General features: G+C 49.0%; 20 protein-coding genes and 2 riboswitches. Of the genes, 14 read left to right on the top strand and 6 right to left on the bottom strand.

Going from position 1 to position 22,966, the window contains the following annotated elements; all coding sequences use genetic code 11:
• Positions 1-243: 243 nt before the first annotated feature.
• The 3 genes from ACZ5PT_RS15295 to ACZ5PT_RS15285 form a co-directional block, all read right to left on the bottom strand.
• The gene (locus tag ACZ5PT_RS15295; RefSeq protein WP_464263892.1) at positions 244-699 is read right to left on the bottom strand and encodes a hypothetical protein; all 456 of its coding nucleotides are present in this window, start codon (positions 697-699) and stop codon (positions 244-246) included.
• 61 nt (positions 700-760) lie between these two features.
• Complete coding sequence (locus ACZ5PT_RS15290) at positions 761-925, bottom strand: FmdB family zinc ribbon protein (RefSeq protein ID WP_464263891.1); 165 nt, start codon at positions 923-925, stop codon at positions 761-763.
• Positions 926-1,432: 507 nt separating this feature from the next.
• Entirely contained in the window at positions 1,433-2,452 is a 1,020-nt protein-coding gene (locus tag ACZ5PT_RS15285; RefSeq protein ID WP_464263625.1) for an IS110 family RNA-guided transposase, read from the bottom strand.
• A 452-nt stretch (positions 2,453-2,904) separates the two neighbouring features.
• Between ACZ5PT_RS15285 and ACZ5PT_RS15280 the strand changes: the two genes are divergently transcribed.
• On the top strand, positions 2,905-3,489 hold the full coding sequence (locus ACZ5PT_RS15280) for a class I SAM-dependent methyltransferase (protein ID WP_464263890.1): 585 nt from the start codon (positions 2,905-2,907) through the stop codon (positions 3,487-3,489).
• A gap of 80 nt (positions 3,490-3,569) precedes the next feature.
• Here the strand turns inward: ACZ5PT_RS15280 and ACZ5PT_RS15275 are convergent, their stop codons facing one another.
• Positions 3,570-4,454 (bottom strand): LysR family transcriptional regulator, encoded by an 885-nt coding sequence (locus tag ACZ5PT_RS15275; protein ID WP_464263889.1) that lies wholly within the window; start codon positions 4,452-4,454, stop codon positions 3,570-3,572.
• 132 nt (positions 4,455-4,586) lie between these two features.
• On the opposite strand from ACZ5PT_RS15275, the gene ACZ5PT_RS15270 reads away from it, so the two are divergent.
• The 5 genes from ACZ5PT_RS15270 to ACZ5PT_RS15250 all read left to right on the top strand — a co-directional run bounded on the left by ACZ5PT_RS15270 (position 4,587) and on the right by ACZ5PT_RS15250 (position 8,915).
• Positions 4,587-5,525, top strand: coding sequence for a carbon-nitrogen hydrolase family protein (locus ACZ5PT_RS15270; RefSeq protein WP_464263888.1), 939 nt, complete (start codon positions 4,587-4,589; stop codon positions 5,523-5,525).
• A gap of 45 nt (positions 5,526-5,570) precedes the next feature.
• A complete protein-coding gene (locus tag ACZ5PT_RS15265) occupies positions 5,571-6,026 on the top strand; it encodes a GFA family protein (protein WP_464263887.1) in 456 nt (151 codons plus the stop codon).
• A gap of 380 nt (positions 6,027-6,406) precedes the next feature.
• Positions 6,407-7,225 (top strand): N-acetylmuramoyl-L-alanine amidase-like domain-containing protein, encoded by an 819-nt coding sequence (locus ACZ5PT_RS15260; protein WP_464263886.1) that lies wholly within the window; start codon positions 6,407-6,409, stop codon positions 7,223-7,225.
• A gap of 248 nt (positions 7,226-7,473) precedes the next feature.
• Positions 7,474-8,286: a type I methionyl aminopeptidase gene (gene map, locus ACZ5PT_RS15255; protein ID WP_464263885.1), complete on the top strand. Its 813-nt coding sequence runs from the start codon at positions 7,474-7,476 to the stop codon at positions 8,284-8,286.
• Between the two features lie 230 nt (positions 8,287-8,516).
• The gene (locus tag ACZ5PT_RS15250) at positions 8,517-8,915 is read left to right on the top strand and encodes a hypothetical protein (protein ID WP_464263884.1); all 399 of its coding nucleotides are present in this window, start codon (positions 8,517-8,519) and stop codon (positions 8,913-8,915) included.
• 591 nt (positions 8,916-9,506) lie between these two features.
• Here the strand turns inward: ACZ5PT_RS15250 and ACZ5PT_RS15245 are convergent.
• Positions 9,507-10,097 (bottom strand): recombinase family protein, encoded by a 591-nt coding sequence (locus tag ACZ5PT_RS15245; protein WP_464263883.1) that lies wholly within the window; start codon positions 10,095-10,097, stop codon positions 9,507-9,509.
• Positions 10,098-10,584: 487 nt separating this feature from the next.
• Between ACZ5PT_RS15245 and ACZ5PT_RS15240 the strand changes: the two genes are divergently transcribed.
• Entirely contained in the window at positions 10,585-11,970 is a 1,386-nt protein-coding gene (locus tag ACZ5PT_RS15240) for a sodium-dependent transporter (RefSeq protein ID WP_464263882.1), read from the top strand.
• On the opposite strand, the gene ACZ5PT_RS15235 is transcribed toward ACZ5PT_RS15240, so the two are convergent.
• Entirely contained in the window at positions 11,963-12,328 is a 366-nt protein-coding gene (locus ACZ5PT_RS15235) for a hypothetical protein (RefSeq protein ID WP_464263881.1), read from the bottom strand. The genes ACZ5PT_RS15240 and ACZ5PT_RS15235 overlap by 8 nt on opposite strands.
• Positions 12,329-12,668: 340 nt before the next feature.
• On the opposite strand from ACZ5PT_RS15235, the gene ACZ5PT_RS15230 reads away from it, so the two are divergent.
• The 7 genes from ACZ5PT_RS15230 to ACZ5PT_RS15200 all read left to right on the top strand — a co-directional run bounded on the left by ACZ5PT_RS15230 (position 12,669) and on the right by ACZ5PT_RS15200 (position 22,847).
• Positions 12,669-13,172, top strand: a complete 504-nt coding sequence (locus tag ACZ5PT_RS15230) for a universal stress protein (RefSeq protein ID WP_464263880.1) — start codon at positions 12,669-12,671, stop codon at positions 13,170-13,172.
• A 530-nt stretch (positions 13,173-13,702) separates the two neighbouring features.
• Positions 13,703-14,518, top strand: coding sequence for a PEP-CTERM sorting domain-containing protein (locus ACZ5PT_RS15225; RefSeq protein ID WP_464263879.1), 816 nt, complete (start codon positions 13,703-13,705; stop codon positions 14,516-14,518).
• A gap of 619 nt (positions 14,519-15,137) precedes the next feature.
• A riboswitch (cyclic di-GMP riboswitch) is annotated at positions 15,138-15,218 on the top strand.
• A gap of 340 nt (positions 15,219-15,558) precedes the next feature.
• Positions 15,559-17,541, top strand: coding sequence for a hypothetical protein (locus tag ACZ5PT_RS15220; RefSeq protein WP_464263878.1), 1,983 nt, complete (start codon positions 15,559-15,561; stop codon positions 17,539-17,541).
• Between the two features lie 851 nt (positions 17,542-18,392).
• Positions 18,393-18,722, top strand: coding sequence for a hypothetical protein (locus ACZ5PT_RS15215; protein ID WP_464263877.1), 330 nt, complete (start codon positions 18,393-18,395; stop codon positions 18,720-18,722).
• A gap of 31 nt (positions 18,723-18,753) precedes the next feature.
• Positions 18,754-19,227, top strand: a complete 474-nt coding sequence (locus tag ACZ5PT_RS15210) for a tetratricopeptide repeat protein (RefSeq protein ID WP_464263876.1) — start codon at positions 18,754-18,756, stop codon at positions 19,225-19,227.
• A gap of 467 nt (positions 19,228-19,694) precedes the next feature.
• A riboswitch (cyclic di-GMP riboswitch) is annotated at positions 19,695-19,784 on the top strand.
• A 157-nt stretch (positions 19,785-19,941) separates the two neighbouring features.
• Entirely contained in the window at positions 19,942-21,009 is a 1,068-nt protein-coding gene (locus tag ACZ5PT_RS15205; protein ID WP_464263875.1) for a hypothetical protein, read from the top strand.
• Between the two features lie 542 nt (positions 21,010-21,551).
• Positions 21,552-22,847 carry a hypothetical protein gene (locus ACZ5PT_RS15200; RefSeq protein WP_464263874.1) on the top strand — a complete coding sequence of 432 codons (1,296 nt, stop codon included), beginning with the start codon at positions 21,552-21,554 and terminating at the stop codon, positions 22,845-22,847.
• Positions 22,848-22,966: the final 119 nt, after the last annotated feature.

The following is a 22,966-nucleotide window of genomic DNA, read 5'->3' as shown; positions in this document are numbered from 1 at the left end:
AGTAAGGGCCCACATCATTTCTCCTGCCTTGGAATCAAAAATGTCAGTCCATATTTTCCAACAACGGGTATGCCTGGCTCAATGATAGTTATTTTGTAATATTATTTAAGTGTGGCAGATACTTGAGAAGGACAGATTCACTCTTCACTCTCACAGACTTGAGACATCATCCTCGGGATAGTAGCCAAGCTCTTCCCTGGCGTTAGCAATATCCCAGAGCCCGTCTTTGTTGTTAGAGACACCTTAATAAATCCCGAACCTGATATCGGTGACCAGACTCTTCTGCAGCAACTGAATCAGGTCCCGATGACTGAGCCGGGCTTTACGGCTTCTGGCATTTCTGGTGGGATCGTCATCCCTGACGGCCCGCACCGCTCCCTTAAGCACCGATCCGACCAGCAGCGGACGAAAAGGTTTAAAAAGTTCCAGGTACTGCAGCGCCAACGAACGCAGTTGGAGGAGCAGCTCGGGGAGCAGCTCGGGGAGCAGCTCCCCTTCGTAGCGCTCGATCAGTTGCACCAATTCGGCGTGAACCTCGGCGTTGGAAGGCAGATGTGAGCCGAGGGGGACAGTTTTGTGCCGCCCGAAGCGGCGCGCAGCCTTGCGCTTGGCATCGCGGTATTCCTTGACGCCTTCTTCGAATATGAGACGGGCCGCTTCCTGGGCGATCTCGTCACGTATCCGGTCGATCCGATGCATGACGCAACCATCCTCTCTCCCGGCATCAGGCCGCCGGCACAGGTTTCTGTCGTTAGCGCACTCAGCTCTTTTTACTGGTCTTGGCGAAGAAGGTCGTATACTGCTGAGTCACCTTCTTTCCGTGGCAGCTGGGACACTCGACCCGGCCTTGATCATGTTCAGCCATGCTCAGGACAACCGTGAAAATTTCCTGACATTTCTGACAACGGTATTCGTAGGTAGGCATCAGTTCCTCCTCGCAATAATCATAATCATGTTAATAGGATTATAGGTCGCCTCGACAATGTTGCAAGGCAGAGGAAGCGGTGAGGGAACACCGGTTTGTGCCCTTGTGTTCAGGAAGGCCTCTTTTTTTGCAAAACCCTGTCATCTGCGCTTATGGCAGGCCGGGCATCCAGGTAAGCCGCCGCCAGAAACCAGCTATGAAGATATGATCGAGTTTCAGCGTCTCATATATGGTCTCCCCCCTGCATGCAAGGACTTTGTGATGAATGACAGTGACAAGGTTGCTACCATATATTCGGCCTCTTTTTAGCGGCTTTACGCCGCCGGGCCTTAATGATTTACGCGCGCATCGTCCTTATCAAAAGTTCGGTTTTTAATAACCGTTGAGACGCTCAGGTTTTCAATGCGCCGGTCTGACCTGTTTTGTCATTACTGATCACAGGGTCTTCGCAATTTCTGGTGGGAGTTCTCCTTTCCTCGCTTCGTTAATGCTTGATCGATGCGATGGTTACGCTATGTTCGGCTCATAACATGTGTTGTACTTCAGAATAGCCCAACCGATCCGCGCCATTTTGTTCGCCAACGCAACAACTGCTTTGTTCCACCCTCTTTGTTCTCGGATGCGATTGATCCATCGACTCAAGGGATCATCTCTATTGGCTGCTCGAAGGACGACGGTACGAGCGCCATGGATCAATTGCATGCGAAGGTATTTATCCCCGCGTTTGCTAATCCCCAAAAGAACATTTTTGCCGCCACTGCTGTGCTGACGTGGAACCAGGCCAAGGGATGCCGCTGCATGTCGACCGCGAACATAGGCACGCCCATCACCAATCGTACTGCGAAAGGCACTCGCAACAATCGGACCGAAGCCCGGGATTGTTTGTAATCTCTGGCAGGCATCATCCTGCTGACTTAATAACTCCAGTTCCTTCGTGTAAAACGCAATATGCTCGTCAAGCTCGACGAGCTGCTCATAGCGTCGCGCCAGGAGGTTGCGGAACCGAAAGCTCAACACGTTGTCGGCATCTTCCAGTAGTTCCGGAATCTTTTTGCGTAAAACGGTCAATCCTTTCGAGAAGCTGATACCGTACTCTCCGAGCAAGCCCCGTGTTGAGTTACTCAAGGCGGTGCGATCCCTCAAGCACTGGGAGCGCATCCGATGGATGGCTTGCATGTCATGTTCTTCCACTGTTTTAACAGCGACGAACGCAATTCTGGGTCTGTCAAGTGCCTCGGCAATGGCCCGCGCATCGTTGTAGTCGTTCTTGTTTCCTTGCACTAAAGGCTTCACGTACTGGGGTGGTACCAACTTCACATCATGACCAATGGCACGCAATTCCCGACCCCAGTAGTGTGATGTTGCGCAGGCTTCCATACCGACACGACATGGTGGTAATTGAGCAAAGAATTGAAGGACATGATTACGTCGAAGCATACGTTTCTTGACTTCCTTATTGCGCTCATTGAAACAGACAACATGAAAGACGCTTTTTGCCAAGTCCAAGCCGACAGTGGTAATATTCATTACGGTCTCCTCTCGCTCAACGTTGATGGTTAGCTTCTTACTCTCCATCATGGCGCATAGATGCCGATTTCGGTAGCGGGGGAGACCATTTCATCAAAAGTAGTGATTTAATCTCATGGCCCCCGACATTTGGAACATAAAATAGGCCCTTTCGCACTGCTGTAAATTCAGCAGTTTAGCGGAGGGGCCTTTTTGATACGGACAGTCGAGATAATCTGGCCAGAATTGCTGTGTGATTTCATATATGTAGAAAGTTGGTTACTTCGATTCGGCAGCGTTTTGGTTGATTTGGCTTCAAAATCGGCCAATCTGAACGCTCTACTGTCGATCATCTCCAGAGTTGTAAGACAGGTTTGTTTACACGTTTTAACTTTTGACAAGGCTGTGCGTGTTTAGGATACTGAATTTAATTCGCCGCAGTGGATTACTGCTAGGGACAGAGGTGAAAAAGCATGAAGGAATTTGATCCTGTTGCGTACAAAGAAATGGTCAAATCTTACCAAGCGAGAGACGAACCTACGGGTTGGTTTGATAGTATCTACACTGACGCTCAGGGAGATCATAGCGCTGTTTTCTGGGCAGACCTAGAGCCTTGTCCCTACTTATTGAAGTGGCTGAGAAACTGTACTTTAAAGCATGCAGGACGCAAAGCCATTGCAGTTGGATGCGGCGTTGGTGATGATGCTGAGGCCTTGAGTGAAGCAGGATATGAGGTAACTGCTTTTGATATATCGCCTGAAGCAATACGTCTTTGTAAAAAGCGTTACCCAAAAACCAAAGTCAAATATCTCGTAGCGGATCTTTTTGCCTACCCCGCAGCTTGGGCCGAAAATTTTGACCTGGTCTACGAGTGCAACACCATTCAGGTTTTACCCGGTAAATACAGGATACAGGCGCGAGATGCGATGATCTCGCTCCTGACAGCTCGGGGCTACCTTCTTGTCTCATGCCGAAGCCGGCTCAAGGGGGAACAGGAAGATGACATCCCCCTGCCACTTGATAAAGAGGAAATCGATGGCTTTCTTCGCGTGGCCTAAGCGAAGAAAGCTTTGAGGCTTACGATGACACCCAAGAGCCCCCCGTCCCCCATTTTTTTGCCTCTTACAGGAAGTGATTTTCAGCCATCGCTTTGGGGCATGCGCCCCTCGAACAGATCACGCTTTTCCTGAATGTTTTTGATCATATAATCTTTAAATGTAAGAACCCTCGCTGTTCGCTTCAAGTCAGGGTGTAACAATATCCATAAACCTAAATCATGTTGCGGGTCTGGATCAGAATAGCGCTGTAGTAAGGGGTCTGCATCGCCCATAAAACAGGGTAAATAGGAAACGCCCAGACCTTCCCTGATCGCCGAGAGCGTCAGTAGGGTGTCATCGCTATAAAACGTGTGTACCTGATGATTGCACGATTGCTTTGTCCAGGTTTTGTGGAATTGACAGCAACTCACCCCAATCCATTTGGGTTCGTAGGCCTGAAGGTTGATTTTTTCTAGGTATTCTCGTTTGCCGTAAATGGTTGATGCAACGGTCAGCATCCGCTTCCCAATCAAAGTGTCTGTGGGTGAATTGGTGAGGCGAATGGCGATATCCGCCTCCCGTTGCGCCAGACTGACATCCATATTTGATACGGCGATGTGTAATTCCACCTGAGGATGGTTTTCGGAAAAACGGGCAAAAATTGGCATCAGTACTGACGAAGCCATATTGTTGATGGCGCTCACTCGCAGGGGGCCAACAAGGTTGGCATCTTCCCCCAGGAGCGCCTCATTCACGCCGAGAATTTCCCTTTCCATGCGAATGGCTGACTGTTTGATCTGTTCACCAGCAACGGTGAGTTCATAACCGGACCTTTTTCTCTCAATCAGGCGCGTGCCCAGTTTTTCTTCCAGTGCACGCAACCGTCTGGAAACCGTAGAGTGCTGCACACCCAGTTGTTTGGCTCCACCACTAATGGAACCGCAGCGAGCCACCGCCAGAAAAAACTTCATATCATCCCAGTTCATTGTACCTCCCCACATGTGCATTTTTGCACATTACGTTTCATTATATCGCGAATTGTAAGCAGTTAGGCGCAAAGCCTATGCTTAGTCATAACCGATCACTTAACCCAAGTAGTGAAAACGGGAGGTAGAAAGATGACCAAATTCGCGATCGTACAAAAACCCCCAGTTTTTCTAGATAAGGAAAAATCTATTGCGCTGGCCGTTGATTCCGTAAAGGAGGCCGCAGCACAAAAAGCTGATGCCGTGATCTTCACCGAGGCATTTATCCCCGGCTATCCGACCTGGGTTTGGCGCCTTAAACCTGGCGGCGATTGGACATTGTCTGAAGAGTTGTACAAGCGGTTATTCGACAATGCAGTAAATATGGAGTCGGACGATCTGCTCCCGCTCTACGATGCGGCCCGGAAACATGCTGTCACCATCGTTTGCGGTATCGAAGAGCGCGATAACCAGCTTAGCCGTTCGACTCTCTACAACACAGTCATCACGATAGGTGCAGACGGCTCCCTGTTAAATAAACATCGTAAGTTGATGCCAACCAATCCCGAGCGGATGGTTTGGGGATTCGGTGATGGATCCGGGTTGAAGGTCGTTGATACTCCAGTGGGCCGAATCGGAACCTTGCTTTGCTGGGAAAACTATATGCCGCTGGCAAGACATGCCTTGTATGCCCAGGGTGTAGAGATCTATGTCGCCCCAACCTACGACAGTGGTGACGGCTGGATCGGTAGCCTGCAACACATTGCCCGCGAAGGTCGCTGCTGGGTTGTTGGCTGCGGGAACCTCATGCAGGGCACTGATTTTCCAGAGGATTTCCCGGAAAAATCCCGCCTGTACCCTGATGCTGACGAATGGGTTAACCCAGGAGATTCTGTCGTTATCGCACCCGGAGGTGAAATTATTGCCGGCCCACTACGCAAAGAGTCTGGCATTTTGTATTGCGACATTGATCGGGGCAAAGTCGACATCGCCAGAAGGGTGTTAGATGTCGCTGGACATTATTCAAGACCAGACATTTTCAAACTTCATGTAAACATCCAGCCTCAATCATCCGTAGACTTTGAGGGGTAAATATTTCAGATGTCAAACCTTCAGGAGGGAACGAGGAGCGATATCATGAACCAGACAAGAAACTACAGTGGCAGTTGTTTTTGCGGAGCAGTTGAGTTCAGCGTGAGTGGAAGTCCGGAGGCGATGGCCTATTGCCATTGCGATTCCTGCCGACACTGGTCCGCCGGTCCGATAAATTCTTTCACCCTGTGGCAACCTGATCGATTTAAGCTCATTAAAGGCGAAGGTAACATTGCCTCATACGACAAGCTTGCTGCAACAAACAATGGAACCGGTACAAGTGTCCGCAAGTGGTGTAAAACCTGCGGTGGACACGTCTTTATCGAGCACCCGACGATGGGAGTTGTCGACGTTCCGGCTGCGCTCATCAAGAATTTCTCTTTTGACCCCGGATTTCATGTTCATTATCAGGAAACAGTACAGCCGATGAGAGATGGTTTGCCTAAATTCAAGGATCTTTCCACTGAGGCCGGAGGTACTGGTGATAACCTCCCTGAGTAAATATGCGGGACTTAGCCCCTCTTGTGAACTTATATTTTGAATTGCTGAATCGCCACTATCCGACGAGTCATTTTCCAACCTCAAAAGTTGTAACGAATTGAAGCCCTGGCCTTAACCGGGGCTTCTTCATTTCAGTGTCTCGAATATCGTGAGTTTCATGATAGCCGGATTTATGGCGGAATTTTCTACTCTGCTAAGTGGCAGTAAATAGGCCGGTCAGATAACCTCACTTTACTGCTATCACCCTATGCTAGAATACTTCTTTTCCAAATTTGAGGATGGAATGTATGTTCTCAAGAAAACAGTTAACTAATTTATAACTCACCCGACTCAAAGGTCAGGCTAACTGCAAAAAGAGGGGCCGCAAAATAGCAAATCTGATGGCTATTAAAATACTGAACTCGACATTCTGTGTCTTTTGCCTGATGTCCTGCGTTGCCCTGGGTGCAGATCAGAAGCTGGTGAATTTCGGTCGCTGGAGCGAAACAGAACTGGCACAAATCATTTCAACGGCACACCATGTTAATGCTCCTGGTGACCGGATTGTAGCAATCTCCCGCGACTTCATTGATACACCCTATCTTGCAGACACCCTGATTGGCGAGCCGACAAAAACGGAAAAGTTGGTTATCAACCTGGCGGGGTTTGACTGCTTCACTTTGCTCGATGTGGTCGAAGCCTTGCGTCGCGCATCAGACGTAACCGATTTCCCTGAGCAGTTGAAACAAGTCCGCTATCGTGGTGGCATGGTTACCTATGAAAATCGCAGGCACTTTTTCAGCGACTGGATTGCTGGTGATGCCGCTCTGATCGGTGATGTTACCGCAGGAGTCGGACAAGGAAGAGCTCAAGTTGTCGTCAAGCATCTCAACCTTAAGAGCGACGGTACTCATTGGCTACCAGAGATCTCTGTCACACGGCGTGAGATTACCTACATCCCCACGATAAAAATAGACATAAAAATACTCTCAGCTCTACAGGTGGGGGACTATGTTGGCATTTATAGTAATCACGCTGGTCTTGACGTCAGTCATACCGGGCTGATTGTTAAAATTAAAGGCAACGTCATGCTGCGCCATGCCTCATCGCACGATAAGGTGAGACGGGTCGTTGACGTAGATCTGTTGGAGTATTTACAGGGCAAGTCGGGGCTGGTGGTCTATCGTGTCAAACCGACAAAGAACACGTTTAAAAAATAGTGACATAAGTAAGCCCCGGTTGATGCCGGGGCTTTCAGTTTCTGAATCTCGAATGTAGTGACTTGAAATCAACAAGAATCAAACAGGTCACTTTAGTTTTTGCAGTAAGCATAGAAACATAAGTCTACTTTTGCATCATAGTATTCCGTATCCAGGGCCAACAGTGCGCATTGCGAGGTCAATGCTATGCTGGTGTTATGCTAACGCGATCATGAGCTTGCCCGTGGTCATATAAAGAGTATGGATCGGTGAATAAATTGATTAAAACAGCACAGGAATTAGATGGAATGCGTCGTGCTGGCGCGTTTAATGGTGAGTTGATGGATTACCTTCGTCCCCATGTTAAGGCTGGGATCAGCACTGAAGAGATCAATACCCTTGCGCATGATTATACTCTACAGCATGGCCATATTCCTGCTTGCCTCGGCTATCATGGTTTCCCGAAATCGCTGTGTACGTCGATCAATAAAGTCGTTTGCCATGGCATTCCGTCGCCCGGCGATGTCCTCAAAGAAGGCGATATTGTTAATGTCGACTTGACCACCATTGTCGATGGTTTTCATGGTGATTCATCGGAAACCTTTCTCATCGGTTATGTCAGTAGTCGGGCACGAAAACTGGTCGCGGTAACAGCACGGGCACTGGTAATGGCCATTGAAGGGGTAAAACCGGGGATGCCATTGTCGGCGATTGGTGGGATCATTCAACCATTTGTCGAGTCTTGTGGCTATTCGGTTGTTCGAGACTACACGGGGCACGGTATCGGCCGCGAATTTCACGAAAACTTTACGGTGTTACATCATAAAAACAAAGAGGGTGATCAGGTGATTCTCCGGCCTGGGATGACATTCACCATCGAGCCAATGATTAATATGGGCAAGCATGGCGTGGTGACAGATAAAAAGGATAAGTGGACAGTGCGCACCAAAGACAAGTCGCTCTCCGCACAATTTGAGCACACTGTTGCGGTCACCGACTCAGGTCTTGAGGTATTGACATTGACACCGTCACAACGAGTATCAGGACAAATTCTCAATGTGGTTGGGATGGAGAAATATTAGCGGTTAAAGCTCAGTCGCTGGCACCGGGACTCCAGTTTTGATATCGGGGGAAACCGGATGAATCGTCACGAGGCAAATATACTCTTTCCAGTCTCGAATATAGTAACTTTTTTCCGAGCCCATCCTTAGCGCACGATATTTTCCGTTTAGTGAGCAGCCTCCATTAAGATTCCTGTCAGGCATCATCGGTATACTACGCTGATTGATATTGGTGTGGAGGGAACTGACAAATGAAATACGCTTCGATGATGGTTGCAGCCTACCAAGGCGCAACAGGGAAAACAAAGCATGAGGCTTTGCTTGATTTGGGGATTGATGGTCTTATCCAGGAACACGATTTAAAACCTGTTTCAGAGAATCGTTTTCAATCGGCACTTACCGGTGACGTTGAAGGAGTAATGGCTTGGAGAAGGGAACGCCGAAAGGAACTTGCTAAAAATCCGATCAGAAATATTGTCGATAAAGTTTTGACCTGCCCGATGTGCCACTCTCTTTCAGGCTGCATACTTTCGGACCTAAAAGGTATGACAAAGGGAGAAATTGTTGTTCATTTAAACCAACTACCAGAAACGCGGATAGAAAAGATTCTGGATTATCAAAATAGCTGCCCGTTTAAAAACAGGGTGTGAACCTAATCAAATCAAGTAAATCGTCGCCGGTCGAGTAGGCTTTTCCAGTCTCGTATATTGTAACAAAATGAAGCCTCGGCCAGACCCGGGGCTTTTTCGTTTCTGTGTTTCAAATGTAGTGAGTTAAATGGGGTTGCTGCCAAACGAAAACCATCGACCTGGAAACATTGAATCGACGAGCTAGGCCCTAAGAAGTCCTTAGGGAGTCAACCAACAGAACTCTTATTTGACAGAAAACAAAAGAGTATTACGATTTGTTTGAAATACATACTGTATCATTTCATTTTCATGAGTGGCTTGCTTAGGCCTTAAAGGAGTTTCCATGCTGAAAATGGCAGTGTTCGGGTTCTTGCAGACCCTCTTTTTCGCATTTCTTCTGAAGAGCTATCTCAATCTTCCATGGTCAGCTACACTTATTACTCTGCTAACGATATTTGCCCTGTTGTTCTCTCGTGTATGGTACCTCGTTAAAAATCAAAAAAGATCGCATCATGCACACGAGCACTGAATCGCCAATTTTCGCGTCTTGAAAGTCGTGACTTAATTGCTAAATATGAGGCTGCTGCCGTTTTCGGCGCAGCCTCATTGCTTTCAAGCATGCTGAATTTGATCTTCAAATTCTTGGTCTAGTTTCGCCGCCAAGCGGTACACTGTTGCCCTTGAAACGTTGAACTGTCGAGCCAGATCTTCTTTGCTGATAACGACCGATTCCAGCATTTCTAGCAGTTCTCGTTCTTTCCGTTTTGACAACTTAGGTTTGCGACCGAATTTAACTCCTGCTGCCATTGCTCGTTCACGACCTTCTCTGGCCCGTTCGGTGATCAGTTCACGCTCAAACTCGCCGATTACAGCTAGAACATGAAAGATCAGGCGACCGGTCGGCGTTGAAGTATCAAGTTCTTGATCGAGAGCCTGAAGGTCGCATTTTTTATCTTGGAGAACCTGGGTAATCTGCATCAGTTCAAGAACGGAGCGGGCAAGCCGATCTAGTTTGGTGACAACAAAAACATCTCCGTCCCTGACGTAGTTCATGGCCTCCTCAAGAGCAGGTCTTACAGTACCTCTGGCTCCTGATGCCTTCTCCTCAAAAATCTTGTCGCAGTCTGCCAGTCTGTCTCTTTGCAGGCTGAGGTCTTGGCCGGTTGTGCTGACGCGAGCGTATCCAATCCTTTGTCCGTTCATATCTCGAATCCTCTCTCCCCCTCAGGTTGCTATTTCACTGAAGAATTTTTGAAATTATTCCTCATCCCCAAAGGTATATTTTCGCAAAATACCCGAATTTCTCTGGTCAAAATCGACTTTTCGACTTGGAGTATTTTCAGTTGGTTAGAGGAGTGCTTAGTTTTGATACGACTTACGAGATAACCTGATAGGAGTTTGCTTCGTGATTTTGGTTAGATAGGTAGCTGTTGCTTTGAGAGGACGGAAAAATTGGCTGACTGTGGAATTTCGTCGATAGAATTTTGCCGATTCAGCCAATCAGTTGTCGATCAAGTTCATATATATGAGACAGCCCTCCCGTCAACGGTTTTCTACTTGTCCTTTAACTTGAAAATGCTAGGATCTCTCTCCCGGTTCAACCAAGATATGGAAATACGGGTATCTACGGGCAGAAGGTCGGGAGTTCTAAGTTTCTGCGATTTACAGCATATCTGAAAGGTAACAATAAATGGCTAACACTCAACCGAGAGGGCAGTGGTCATCGCGACTTGGTTTTATCCTTGCTGCTGCAGGTAGCGCGATCGGGCTCGGCAACATCTGGAAATTTCCATATATTACTGGACAAAACGGCGGCGGTGCCTTCGTCCTGGTTTACCTGCTCTGCATCGCTATTGTTGGTTTACCGATTATGATTTCAGAATTGATGATTGGCCGTCATACGCGTAAGGATGCCGTCGGCGCCTTTTTAGCCCTGGAAGGCAAACGCTCCCCCTGGCAATTGGCCGGATGGTTCAGTGTCGCCTCGGCCTTTATTATCCTGTCCTACTACTCTGTTGTGGCGGGGTGGACACTCGACTATGTGTGGCGTGCGGTGCAGGGTGCTTTCGTCGGCCAATCTCCCGAAGCCATTGAGGAGATGTTCGGTGGTTTGATCGGCAATGGCACACGGCAGATCATCTGCCACTTCGGCTTTATCCTGCTCAGTCTTGCTATAGTTATCGGTGGGGTGCAAAAAGGGATTGAGCGTTGGAGCAAAATCCTCATGCCGGTGCTCTTCGCTCTGCTTATTCTGCTGTTTATCAATGGTATGCTCAGCGCCGGTGCCGCCGAAGGACTACGGTTCATGTTCTACCCGGACTTCAGCAAGTTGACTCCGGCCTCTGTTCTGGAAGCTATGGGGCATTCTTTCTATACCCTCTCTCTCGGTATGGCGATCATAATCACCTACGGCTCCTACTTGGACAAAGATTCCAACATCGTCGGCGCCAGTCTGCGTGTCGTCTTGCTCGATACAGGTATCGCCCTGATTGCAGGCCTGGCCATCTTTCCCATCGTTTTTGCCGTCGGTATGCAACCTTCCGCAGGCCCTGGCCTGGTCTTCAAGACTATCCCGATCGTTTTTTCCAAGCTGCCTGGCGGCTACTTTCTGGCTATTCTCTTTTTCCTCTTAATCGCCTTCGCTGCTTTGACCAGCACTATCTCGTTGCTCGAATCCCAGGTCGCCTACTTAATTGACGAACGCGGCTGGGGACGAAAACCCGCTACCGCGTTTTTGGCTGCTCTTTGCTTCATTGTCGGCATCCCTTCTGCCCTGTCTTTTAACCTCCTGGCAGACTGGACTATTCTTGGAGAACGTTCTTTTTTCGATTCAGTTGATCTGATCGCTTCCAATTATCTGCTGCCCCTCTCCGGCCTGCTTATCGCTATTTATGTTGGCTGGTTCTGGAATGGAACAAAAGGGAAAGAGGAGCTGTTGGCTGGTAATGCTAGCTGGGTTTACCCGGTTTGGCATTTCATGATCCGCTTCGTTTCTCCGCTCGCAGTGGCCGTGGTCCTTTATGCAAAAGTCGAGGAATCAGGTCTTTTTTCCTACATTGCATCTTTTTTCAGCTAAGCTGAGAAATCCACTCTTTTTTGTTGGCGATCCGCGCAGCCTTTACAATGATCGCCACTAGGCCAGCAAGAGCCAGTAGGTAGCAATAGTAGACCTTGCCTACGACCTGCAGCGGACTGAGCCCCATGATCGAAGAAACCAGGAGGATCTGGGCACTGTATGGGATAATCTCCTGGATAACACAGGAAAAGATGCCAAGAGTGCTGGCGGCATGACGCGGTGGTATGTCGTTGCGCTCGGCCAGGTTACGGGCTACATCGGCATTGACGATAATAGCCACGGTATTGTTTGCCGTACAGAGGTTGGTCAGGGCGACCACTGAATCGACTGCATTTAGGTAGACACCACTCAGTCTCATATATGGTCACCCCTTATGCAAGGGCCTAGTGATAGAATGTCGCCACCTTCACAATTTTGGGTGGCGGTTTTGTTGTGAGTTTATGTTCAATCATAGAGGTCTGGATCTTCGCCGTTTGATCCTCAGAATTTCTCAAATCAACCTCTAAGCCTGTCATGGCCCTAAATCAATGTACAAATTGCATTCTTGTCTCGGTCCTTATGGACCGGGGCTTTTTCGTTTTAGGCGGCGCGAAAGTAGTCTTTTTTTTCTGCCGTTCGCTGCCGATAACGGAAAACTGCGGCATAATCAAATAAGCTCCCCACTCGTTCCGCTCCAAGAAGAGAAAAGGAGGAGAATTATGCTGCCGAATATCCGCAACATCCTGTTTGCTGTCGGACTGGGCCAAGACACCAGTTACGTTCTTGGCTACGCCCTGAGTCAGGCCCAGAAGTACGATGCCCGCATCCACATTGTGCACAGCCACGAGGCGCTGAATATCAGCGACCAGTCGCAAGCCGAGATCTTCATGCGACAGGAGGGGATCTCCATCGACTTCGAAAAGTCACCACTCGATACCGAAGCGAAAGTCACTGCCTATCTGGAAGAGATCTGTCAAAAGGTGCTGAGTGAATATGCGGTGGCTCCTGGTGTTATCGCCAATATCCGTATCTCCGAGCATGCACCGAAAGCGGCCATACTGACTGCCGCCGATGATTTTCAGGCCGATCTGATCGTCATGGGTTCGCACCGTCACACGGTGGTTTCCGATGCTCTTCTCGGTTCAACAACGATGAAGATCCTGCACAGCACCAAGGTTCCGGTGCTGGTGGTGAGGCTTCCGGATGTTTTGCCTGCCGAATAGTGAGGAGGAGGAAGCTGAATCACCACTGGTCGAGTAGACATTTTCTACGTCGTAAATGTAGTGATTTAATCTCATGGCCCCCGACATTTGGAACATAAAAAAGGCCCTTTCTCTTTGCTGTAATTTCAGCAGATTAGCGGAAGGGCCTTTTTTGAACCAACTTTTGAAACGATCTGGCCGGGAATAGCGGCGTGATTTCGGTCTGGTAGGGGAATAGCAGCATCTATTCGGAAGCACTTTTTGCAGCTCTGGCCTGAAAGCGGGCCGATTCGGACGGCTTACCGTTGAACAAGTTCAGATATTTGCAATAGACGTACTCACGCACGTAATGTCCGTCGTGATTCAGATGTCTATAAATCACCCATTTAAGTCTTGCAAGTGTCGACTTCTTTTACCTTCTGATTATAGATAATAAGCGTATGACAAATTCCCTCATGATTTTGAAGAGATACAAATATGGCGCCATACCTGCATGGAGCTATGTCAATTAAGCTCTTCCATTTTCTCACAACTAACACAAGGAGGCATCAATGAAAAAACTGGCTTTTATGACGCTATTGTGTGCGCTAATTTTCTCGTTCTCTGCTGCAGACGAAACTAACGCTTCAATGATTGGAGTTGATGAGGTAGGCAATCTTTACAATATTTCAACGACAGACGCTTCAGTTTCGCTCGTCGGTAACACAGGGATAATAGATACCTTAGGTGCACTAGAGTATTCGAACGATGGCACTTTATATGCCTTTAATAGCGGTTATAATGCACAGTTATATACGATTGATCCTTTAGCGGCCTCAGCAACAAGTATAGGTTATCTGTCTACCGGCTTCGTGTTTGAGGGTGGCCTTGCTTTTGCGGATGATGGCACAGCATACGGGACAAACCGTGGGTTTGCCTCTAATCCACAGCTCATCACTCTTGACCTGGACTCTGGGGCCGCAACCCCTGTTGGGATAATCAGTGGCGGAGACCATGATATTGATGGTCTCACTATGCGAAGTGATGGGACCCTTATAGGCCTTGATCGCGTTACGAATGCCCTGTTGACAATCGACCCTTTCACCGCAAGCAGCTCCATTTTTATGGACTTGGGTAATCTTTTGGTTGGTGATGTTGGAGGAATGACCTCCAATGGAACCACTGGGTACTTTTCTACCGAGTTTGGTGATCTTTTTTCATTCGACCTCTTTTCTGGGGCACACGATTATGTTGGCAACTTTGGAGTTTTAGGAATGAGTGGTATCGCAATGTCTTCTGCAGCTCCAGTTCCTGAACCCTCGACAATCCTTCTTCTTGGTAGCGGTCTAGCCGGTCTGGCATGGTTCAGCCGCAGGCGTAATAAATAAAAGCTTGTTTTCAAAAAGGTGTAAGAAAAGCGGGGCTCACCGGGCCCTGCTTTTCCGCTTCGAGTTCTCAAAAGTAGTGACTTAATTCTCACTTCTCCATTATGGAACACTAAAATTGGCCCTTTCGCCCTCCTGTACTTTCAGGGGTTTAGCGGAGGGGCCATTTTTGAATGACTTTCGAGACGGCCCAGGTGGAAATAGCTGTGTGATTGCGGCCTGGTAGGAAGTTGGTTGGACTGATCAGGTGGTAATCTGGGTCGACCGGGGTCAGAAACCGACATTTTGGACGGTTTACTGTCGACCATCTCCATATTTTTGAGACGTAAGAGGTCGCCTGCCTTAGTGTGTTGGAAGTGGCTACATATCAGACACACAAACGGCCAACTCGAAATATCGGGTTGGCCGTTCTTATTTATCAGGATCCATAAGAATCTGCCTGCTATCCTCCATTCGACCAGTCAAATGGGGTGGAGCAACATATAAGACAGATGAATCTAGCCGCTAAAACATCAACTACCCCGTCCCTTGGAATGCTGACGATCTGAAAGAATCAAGCAAATGGCATTGCAATCTCATTAAGTTCTGATAGTAGTAAAAGCAAAACAAAATATATCGATAATCCCGAAAAAGCCAATCCTTCTGTGAGGGGGGGACGGAAAGTGACGGGTCTTTGTGGGCAAAAGATGGCCGAGCTGCCGAAGGATCTTAATCCTTATGGTGGGCTCGGCCTTTGTTTTTGACCTTCTGCCATATCCAGGAGGCAGAAATGTCACAGACAGCATTACAATATGGTGTGCCAACACAATGCTTTGGGCTAACAATCTCCGGTACCAGAAACCATCCAGTCCAGCATTTTGATATTCAATAAGGCTATGCCAATAGCGGGGTTAAACAAATATTATATTCGGCTGTTTAGGTGGGGAAGGTCATTAGCAAGTCAAAAAACAGGTCATTTCCTCCTGGCATTTGAGCTCCCGGCTGGGGAGATGCATCGCCGATGCACCCCCTATTGCGTCCAAAAAAACAGATTGGAGGTAAAAATGAGCGAAAGATATATCATTGCTGGCAAAATCCAGAACAGAACCGACGAACCAATGCCTGGCTTGTTGGTGAAAGCCTTTGATGTTGATCGCTTGAGCAATGACGATTTTCTTGGTGAAGGGACCACTGACCGGAACGGGAGATTTACTGTCAAATACCGCAATGCCGACTTTGTAAAAAATATCCTAGAATACTTCATAGAAGGAGGGCCTGATCTGGTTCTCAAGGTCTATGACCCGACAGGCAACCTTCTGCATACCACTTCTCTACGTTCCGGTGCCTCCAGATTTGAAAGCTACCTGATCGAGTTGGACAATCTGTTTCTGAGCCCTGGGGATATACTCATCTCGGACCCAAAGACGAACGCCATCATCCACGTGAATCCGGCTTCAGGCAATCAGTTGGTAGTGTCCTCCGGCGGACTGCTCAACGGCCCCGGGAACCTGGTTCCGGAGGCTGACGGGTGCCTACTGGTGTTGAACCCAGGCAACAGCCCAGAATCTGGCATCATCAGGGTGAATCCGGATACGGGCGAGCAAACGAAGATAACTGAATTTTCTGAATGGGTTGAAGCTCCAAACAAAATAGCCATGGCGGCCGATGGTGAAATTCTGTTGGTTCATGAAAAGGGCATCATTCGGGTAGATCCAGCGACAGGGGCAAGGCTGGGGGGATACGACGGCATTCTTTCCGAAACGGTCGGCCGAGGCATTGCCTCGGAACCTTCAGGTGACATACTGGTAGCGCAATTGAATAGTGTGACCGATGGGCGCGAGATCGTACGGATAAACCCGGGGTCGGCAGCCATGGAATCTGTTTCATCCGGAAATTTGTTGAAATCCTGCTTGAGCCTGGGGGTGGATAACGTTGGTAATATTTTGGCATTGAATGCAAGTTCGCCCGGACTCAACAATGGCGAAATCATTCGCGTAAAACCCGATACGGGGGACCAGATCTCCTTAACTTCCGGATTGTTACTGGCCGACCCGTCCGACCTTGCTCTGAATTCAACAGGGTCCATCTTGGTGGCAACCGGTAACTCTTCAACAATTACCGGCCAGGTTATCCGGGTTAATCCGAATAATGGAGTCCAGGAAGTCGTCTCCTCGGGAGGGAGTTTAAGGGCTCCGACAGGCATTGCAATCGTACCGGGGCTTGATCTGCACCCCGGGGACCTCCTTACCGTAAGCATGCAGGAGGGTGCGATTTATAAAGTCGATCCGGTTACGGGGGGCCAGGTTAGGATTGTAATTGGTGGCTTAATCAAGGCTCCGAATGGCATCACCGTGGATAACGATGGTAATATCCTGGTTGTGAATTGCGGAACTGCTGATTCGCGGATTATCCGGATCAATCCAAGAACGGGAATACAAATCGAACTCGTTGGAGGGGGCGTCCTGGAAGATCCAGACGGCATTATCGTTGCGCCTAACGACGACATTTTCGTGGCTACAGAATTCGCTGTAAAAAAGGTGAACCCGGCGACCGGAGAAGTAACTAGCACGGATTTAGTAGAGGGAGGGGACTTGACCATTGATAATTGTGGAGGAGGGATCGCTTATGAAACAGCCGGCACCATTCTGGTGAAGAACTTTTACCCCTTTGAAGGGGGGCAGGCCCAAATCCTCCGTTTAGATCCTGCGGCGAGAACTCAAACCGTCGTCTCCTCAGGGGGTGAATTGGAGCAGGCCAATGGGCATATAGTGGTTGAATCGACAGGCAAGATACTAACCTGCGGCCCCCACACATCAGGGGTCAACGACGGGAAGATCGTCCAGATTGATCCAGTCAGTGGGGCGCAAACGATAAGATTCTCGGGCAATTTGCTGGTCAGTCCTCACGCTTTAGTATTGGATGGAGCGGGCAACTTATTTGTTGCTGATGGGGCGGGAGTTATCAAGATGGATTCGTTTGGAACTCAGACCACCATTTCATCGGGAGGTCTATTTAATCGCCTTGATGACATTACGATCTTTAAATAACATGAATCGCTCCAAGTTTCCTACCCCCCCCCCCCCGAAGGTGGAAAGGGGACTTGGAGCAGTCCAATAAGCTTTCATTTCAGATTTACAACCGCAAAACATTAGCCCTTAGAGTCACCATCAATCAGACACAAAAAAGCCCATCCGTAAATCGGGAGGGCTTTTATCATTTATCGGGAAGATATGACCAGCCCTGCTCGGGGTTGAAGGTCAGTTACTGGGCGGGAACTATAGTATACAGTTTTGCTACTCTTTCGTAGGTTGTCCCACCAATGAGATTTCTGCTTCCGTTATCAATATCTAAATGGGTGTATCTTTTCTCCTGCCTACTACATCTACGGTAATAGAAAGGAGGAATATCTAATGGTCTCAAACAGAAATCATACACCGACAAGGGAACAATTCGGAATGGTTACTCTGGCTCTGCCGGGCATTTGTCACAAGTGCGAGATATGTCCCTACGCGGACAAAAGACCGGATTCTGCTTTTGGCAAGCTCATGCGATGGCATCGCACATGGTGTCCAGCTTGGGTAGCTCATACAAAAGTCTACGGACGGAAACCCCTTTCCTAAAATTCACCATTTCCAGAACAACACGAGCCTCAACCTGCACATGCGGGCTGAGGCTTTCTTACCAGTTGCTTCATAATGGGGTCTTGGATGAGCTTAGGATTAATAGGCCGTTTTGCATCAAACAAATCTCAAATATCGTAACAATAGTAAGCCCCGGCTAGGTCCGGGGCTTCTTCATTTAGGCATCATAAATCTCAGTCATATCAGTTTGAATTGACAGGAGTTGATATAACGATAGAGTCTATAAAACAACCCATTACATTAGGTTTATCGATTAAATGCTTCCACAGACATATATATTTATCGTTAAGGGTTCAGTGATGATAGCGGGCGTTCTGCTCATCATTTTTGGTGCTTTGATATTACAGAAAAATCAGAAAAGTAATTTTGAGTTCTCGCTTTCTTTTTTTAACAAACTATCAACTAAACTCAAAGGGGGGCAACCTGGCTTGCTAATGATATTACTGGGAGTGGTCTTAATGCTCTCAGTCCTGCTCATACCAATGAAAGCTGAATGGTTAGTGCCTGTTGAGGAAAAAAATCCCCCACCTCCCAAAGAATATATATTTAGACCAGCGGAGGATGTTTTTGGGGAAAAGTCTAAATAAACAAGCAATTTAATTATAGGAGGCATGTAAAATGATGATCATTAAGCAGCGACGATGCATATTGATTCTCATTCTTCTGCTTGCCGTGATATCTAACCCGAGTAAATCTTCAGCAGATTCTCGGACTGAAGCAATTGTAAAATATAATGCTGCGATAGAAGCTTGGAATGATAAGAATTATGGATTGGCTCTCTACAATTTTGAAGAGTCAAATAGATTGTATGCCTATCCTGATTTTCATTACAACGCGGCAGCTTGTTATGATTTGTTGGGAAACTACGATGAGGCATTAAGCCACTTTCAGACCTACTTAAACTTCAACCCGCAGGGCCAGAGAGTCAACTTTGCGAGGAATCGTATTTACGAGATAATATATGCCCCGACCGTTAAAAAGTGGCAACCAGTGAATGCGATGATGGATGGACCGACTGAATACGGGTGGGTGAATGTAAAACAGCCAGCGGCCACAACCTTTTATCTCTATCCTCAGGATTGGATTTACTGAGGCTGCATTTTAAATGCTCTAAACGACAAAACAAGTCTCCACTAGTAAAGTCAAGATTTTCCAGTCCCAAATATCGTGACTTAATCTCATGGCCCCTGACTTTTGGAACACAAAATCGGCTCTTTCGCTTTGCTGCATTTTCGGCAGTTTAGCGGAGGGGCCATTTTTGATATGACTTATGATACAGGGGCAGAGGAAATAGCAGTGTGATTACTGAAAGGTAGGGAGCTCAGCCGATTGCTCAGGTGGTGATTTCGGTCGAACAGGCTCAAGAATGGGCCAAATCATCCGCTCTTCTGTCGATCATCTCCATACTGTTAAGACATGCATCATGTCACCTCCTCTAAGTTTTGATAATCCCCTTTTCCCATGTGCCAACTGAGTAACTTTTGTCTTGTTCTTGCTGATACGTTCTTGCGATTGCGTTGATCTCTGATAATAGTAAAAGCAACATAAGCTTATCAACATCCCGAAAAAGCCGATCCTTCTGTGAAGGGGGACACGGAAAGTTACGGACCTCACCGATTTTTAAACGATCAGGTGGCCGGGCTGCCAAAGGAGATTGAAGCCTTTGGTTTGCCCGGCTTTTTTGTGTCTGGTGATTTGCCCTGGAGGGGCCCTCGCGCAAGGGTGCTGAAGGGGCAAGTGACCGATTCCGTTGTGGTTCACGGCAGTTTTTTGGCGTTTCACCACCAACAATAGGGAGGTAATGGGATGAACGTATTGCGCATTATCATGATCTTGGGGATGGTAACCCTGCTGGTTTCACCGGCCTGGGCGGTTAAAACGGAGAGAAAGATTCCGTCATGGGCGGCAAAAGTGGAGAGAATAAAAGGGGGATTGCCAGCAACACAAGCACAGGTCGACACCCTGCAAGGCCAGATCGACGACCTGCAAAAGCAGATTGACACCATTGAGCTGACACCGGGGCCGCAGGGCGCGACCGGCGCGCAGGGGCCTGCCGGTGAGCCCGGTCCGGTTGGCCGGACCGGTGCTGACGGTACGATGGGACCTGAGGGCCCGGCCGGACCGGCGGGTGTCGCGGGTGCCGATGGCAACAGTGGCGCGATCATGCTTGCCGGCACTGGTGTGCCGGATGATGCCGACGGACTTGAGGGCGATGTTTATCTGGATAACAGCACAGGGGACTTGTGGAGAAAGGAGTTCAGCGGCTGGGAGAAGCAGATGAACATCATGGGTCCTCAAGGGCCTGCGGGTGGTGAAGATTCGGCGGTGACCGGTGCGCTGTGTGACCTGTACAACACGCTTAATCTGCCATTCCCCTCGTTCTGTAGTTATAAGGTAGCCTTTCTTTCGAGTGAGGCCTACACCGGAGACCTCGGAGGTCTGGACGGCGCCGACAGCAAATGTCAACAACTGGCAGACGCGGCAAATCTGTCTGGAACCTTCAAGGCATGGCTCTCCGACGCCGCTGAATCAGCGGCCGAGCGACTGACCCATTCGGATGTTCCGTACGTCACCCCGGGAGACCCAGGGTATGTCATCGCGGACAATTGGGCCGATTTGACTGATGGGAGCCTAGCGCAGGCGATCAGTTATGATGAGGATGGCAACCTCAATGAATTTGCACCAGTCTGGACGGGGACGGACCAATTCGGCCAGGCGCTAAGCCCTGGTGGCGATTTCTGTAACGGCTGGGGATCAGGGTCGGTGGGAGACTGGGCCGTTTACGGCATAACCGCTGCGACCGATGGCCTTTGGACAGCTTTCGATATTGATGATTGCTTCATCAGCCACCGGCTGTATTGTATCCAGCAATGAGTTCGCGATCGCCGGTGAGGATCAGGAATCTGTAGCGGAGGCACCAAAACAATAAAGCAGAGAGTTCGCCAGCGCAGCAGTCCAGCCTCAAATCACCGTCCACAATGCTGCTACAGGCACACGCAAGAACCGGGAGGGGCCGCAAGGTGCCTCCCGGTTCTTGTTCGTAACGTTGGATGAGCCGAAAAACGAACCACTCTAAAGTCTCAAGATTCACCATTCGCAAGACCATAACGGCCCAACCCGATTCCAAATGGTTGGGCCGTCTTGCCTGTTGTGCTGGAATGGGGTCCTGCTTCATCTAAGGATAAATCGCACACATCGGAGTTTCAAAAGTCGGCAGTGTGCTTTTTGAGACGGGCTTCTAGCCATTCGCCCCTGATCTCATAAGTTGTAAAATCCCTTGGGTTTCAATAAGGTGAATAAGGAGCGACCGATATTTACCAGGGGATACAGATTTTATCTGAATTATTGAGGTGCATTATCTTCATTTTCCCGGCAGAATATTTAGCTAAACATCAACTATTCGGAGCCGGTATTTAATGTTGCCAAAATTTAAATCAGCCACTGCATTTTTGCTTTTCGGACTTCTCCTCACTCTACTGGCTGAGGCCAGCTCCTATGCTGGTCCATTGGAAGGCGTGCTTGCCCATCGTGAGATCAACCACAAAGTACAGCAGTTGCTGCAGCATGAAGACTACCAACAACTAGAGGATTTTGCCGAACAGCTGCGGTCGACCAAGCGGCGCTTTACCGATAACAAGTGGCAACTCACCGCGTTCTACTCCAGCTTTTCTGCAACCGCGCCAGCCGAGCAAGTCTGGCTTGAAAGGATCTCCGGGATCGAACGCTGGCGGGACGCCTATCCCCTCTCGGTGACGGCAACGGTCGCCCTTGGGCGGGCCTGGTTGGGATACGGTTGGCATGCTCGGGGAACTGGTTACGCGAAAACCGTCGGCGAGGAGGGCTGGCGGCTCTTCCGTGAGCGGCTGGGGAATGCGCTGCAGCTGGTGGTCGAACCACCGAGCGGTCAAGACTGCCCCGGCAGGCACCATCTGTTGTTGAATCTGACCAGCACGCTTCCCGTGGATGGTAAGCTTTACCAAAGTACTTTCCAGCGGGCCATCGAGTTTGCCCCCGACTATTTCGAATTGTATCGATCTGCCGCTTTCAAGCTGTTACCACGCTGGGGAGGAGCCCCAGGTGCTTGGCTGAGGTTTGCTGAGAAGGCTGCAGCCACGGCCCCTGACGGAGAGCAGGACCTGCTCTACCTGATGATTGTCTCAGGGATTCAGGCCGTTGGAGAGATCAAAAAACTACCCTCGGCCGGAGTGTCCTGGCCGAAACTACGCTCCGGTTTTCAGCAGCTGCAACAGAGGTTTCCCCGCTCCCCCTACAATCTGAATCGTCTGGCCCTGTTCGCTTGCCTGGCGGAGGATACGGCGGTGCTACGACAGACTGTCAACTCCGCCGATTTCATCATCAATACAGCAGCTTGGGTGCATATCGATATGGATCGTTGCCTGAGCATGGTCAAACTTCCTTCGCCAGGAGAACTATCCCTCCAGCAGCTGAATGGCTCGCTGCAGGACATTAGTGCGCAAATCTACCAAGACATGCTGGGCAAGGCCCGCGCAGGCGACCGGCAAGCGATGCGATTGGTTGGGGAGATGCTGGCCCAGGGGGATGGGACTGCCCGCGACGACCTCCAGGCTTACGCCTGGCTGACCTTGGCCGGAGATCAAGAATTAAGAGGCCGCGTTTATCAAAAGCTCTCAATCGAGGATCAGTCGCAGTCGCTGAAGGCGGTCGAGGCGATGAAAAAAATGCTGCAGTAGCCGGGAGATCGGGATCTCCCGAGGCGCCATCTTTCCCGCAGGTCGATCTCAAATGTAGTAAGTTTTGAAACCGCCATTCCTTTATTAAAGGGTGGCGGTTTTGTTATCAGAATCAGTGG

It is taken from the genome of Desulfuromusa ferrireducens, assembly GCF_055389805.1.
The sequence above is the reverse complement of the archived record's forward strand: the minus strand, read 5'-3'. Positions and strand labels throughout refer to the sequence as shown.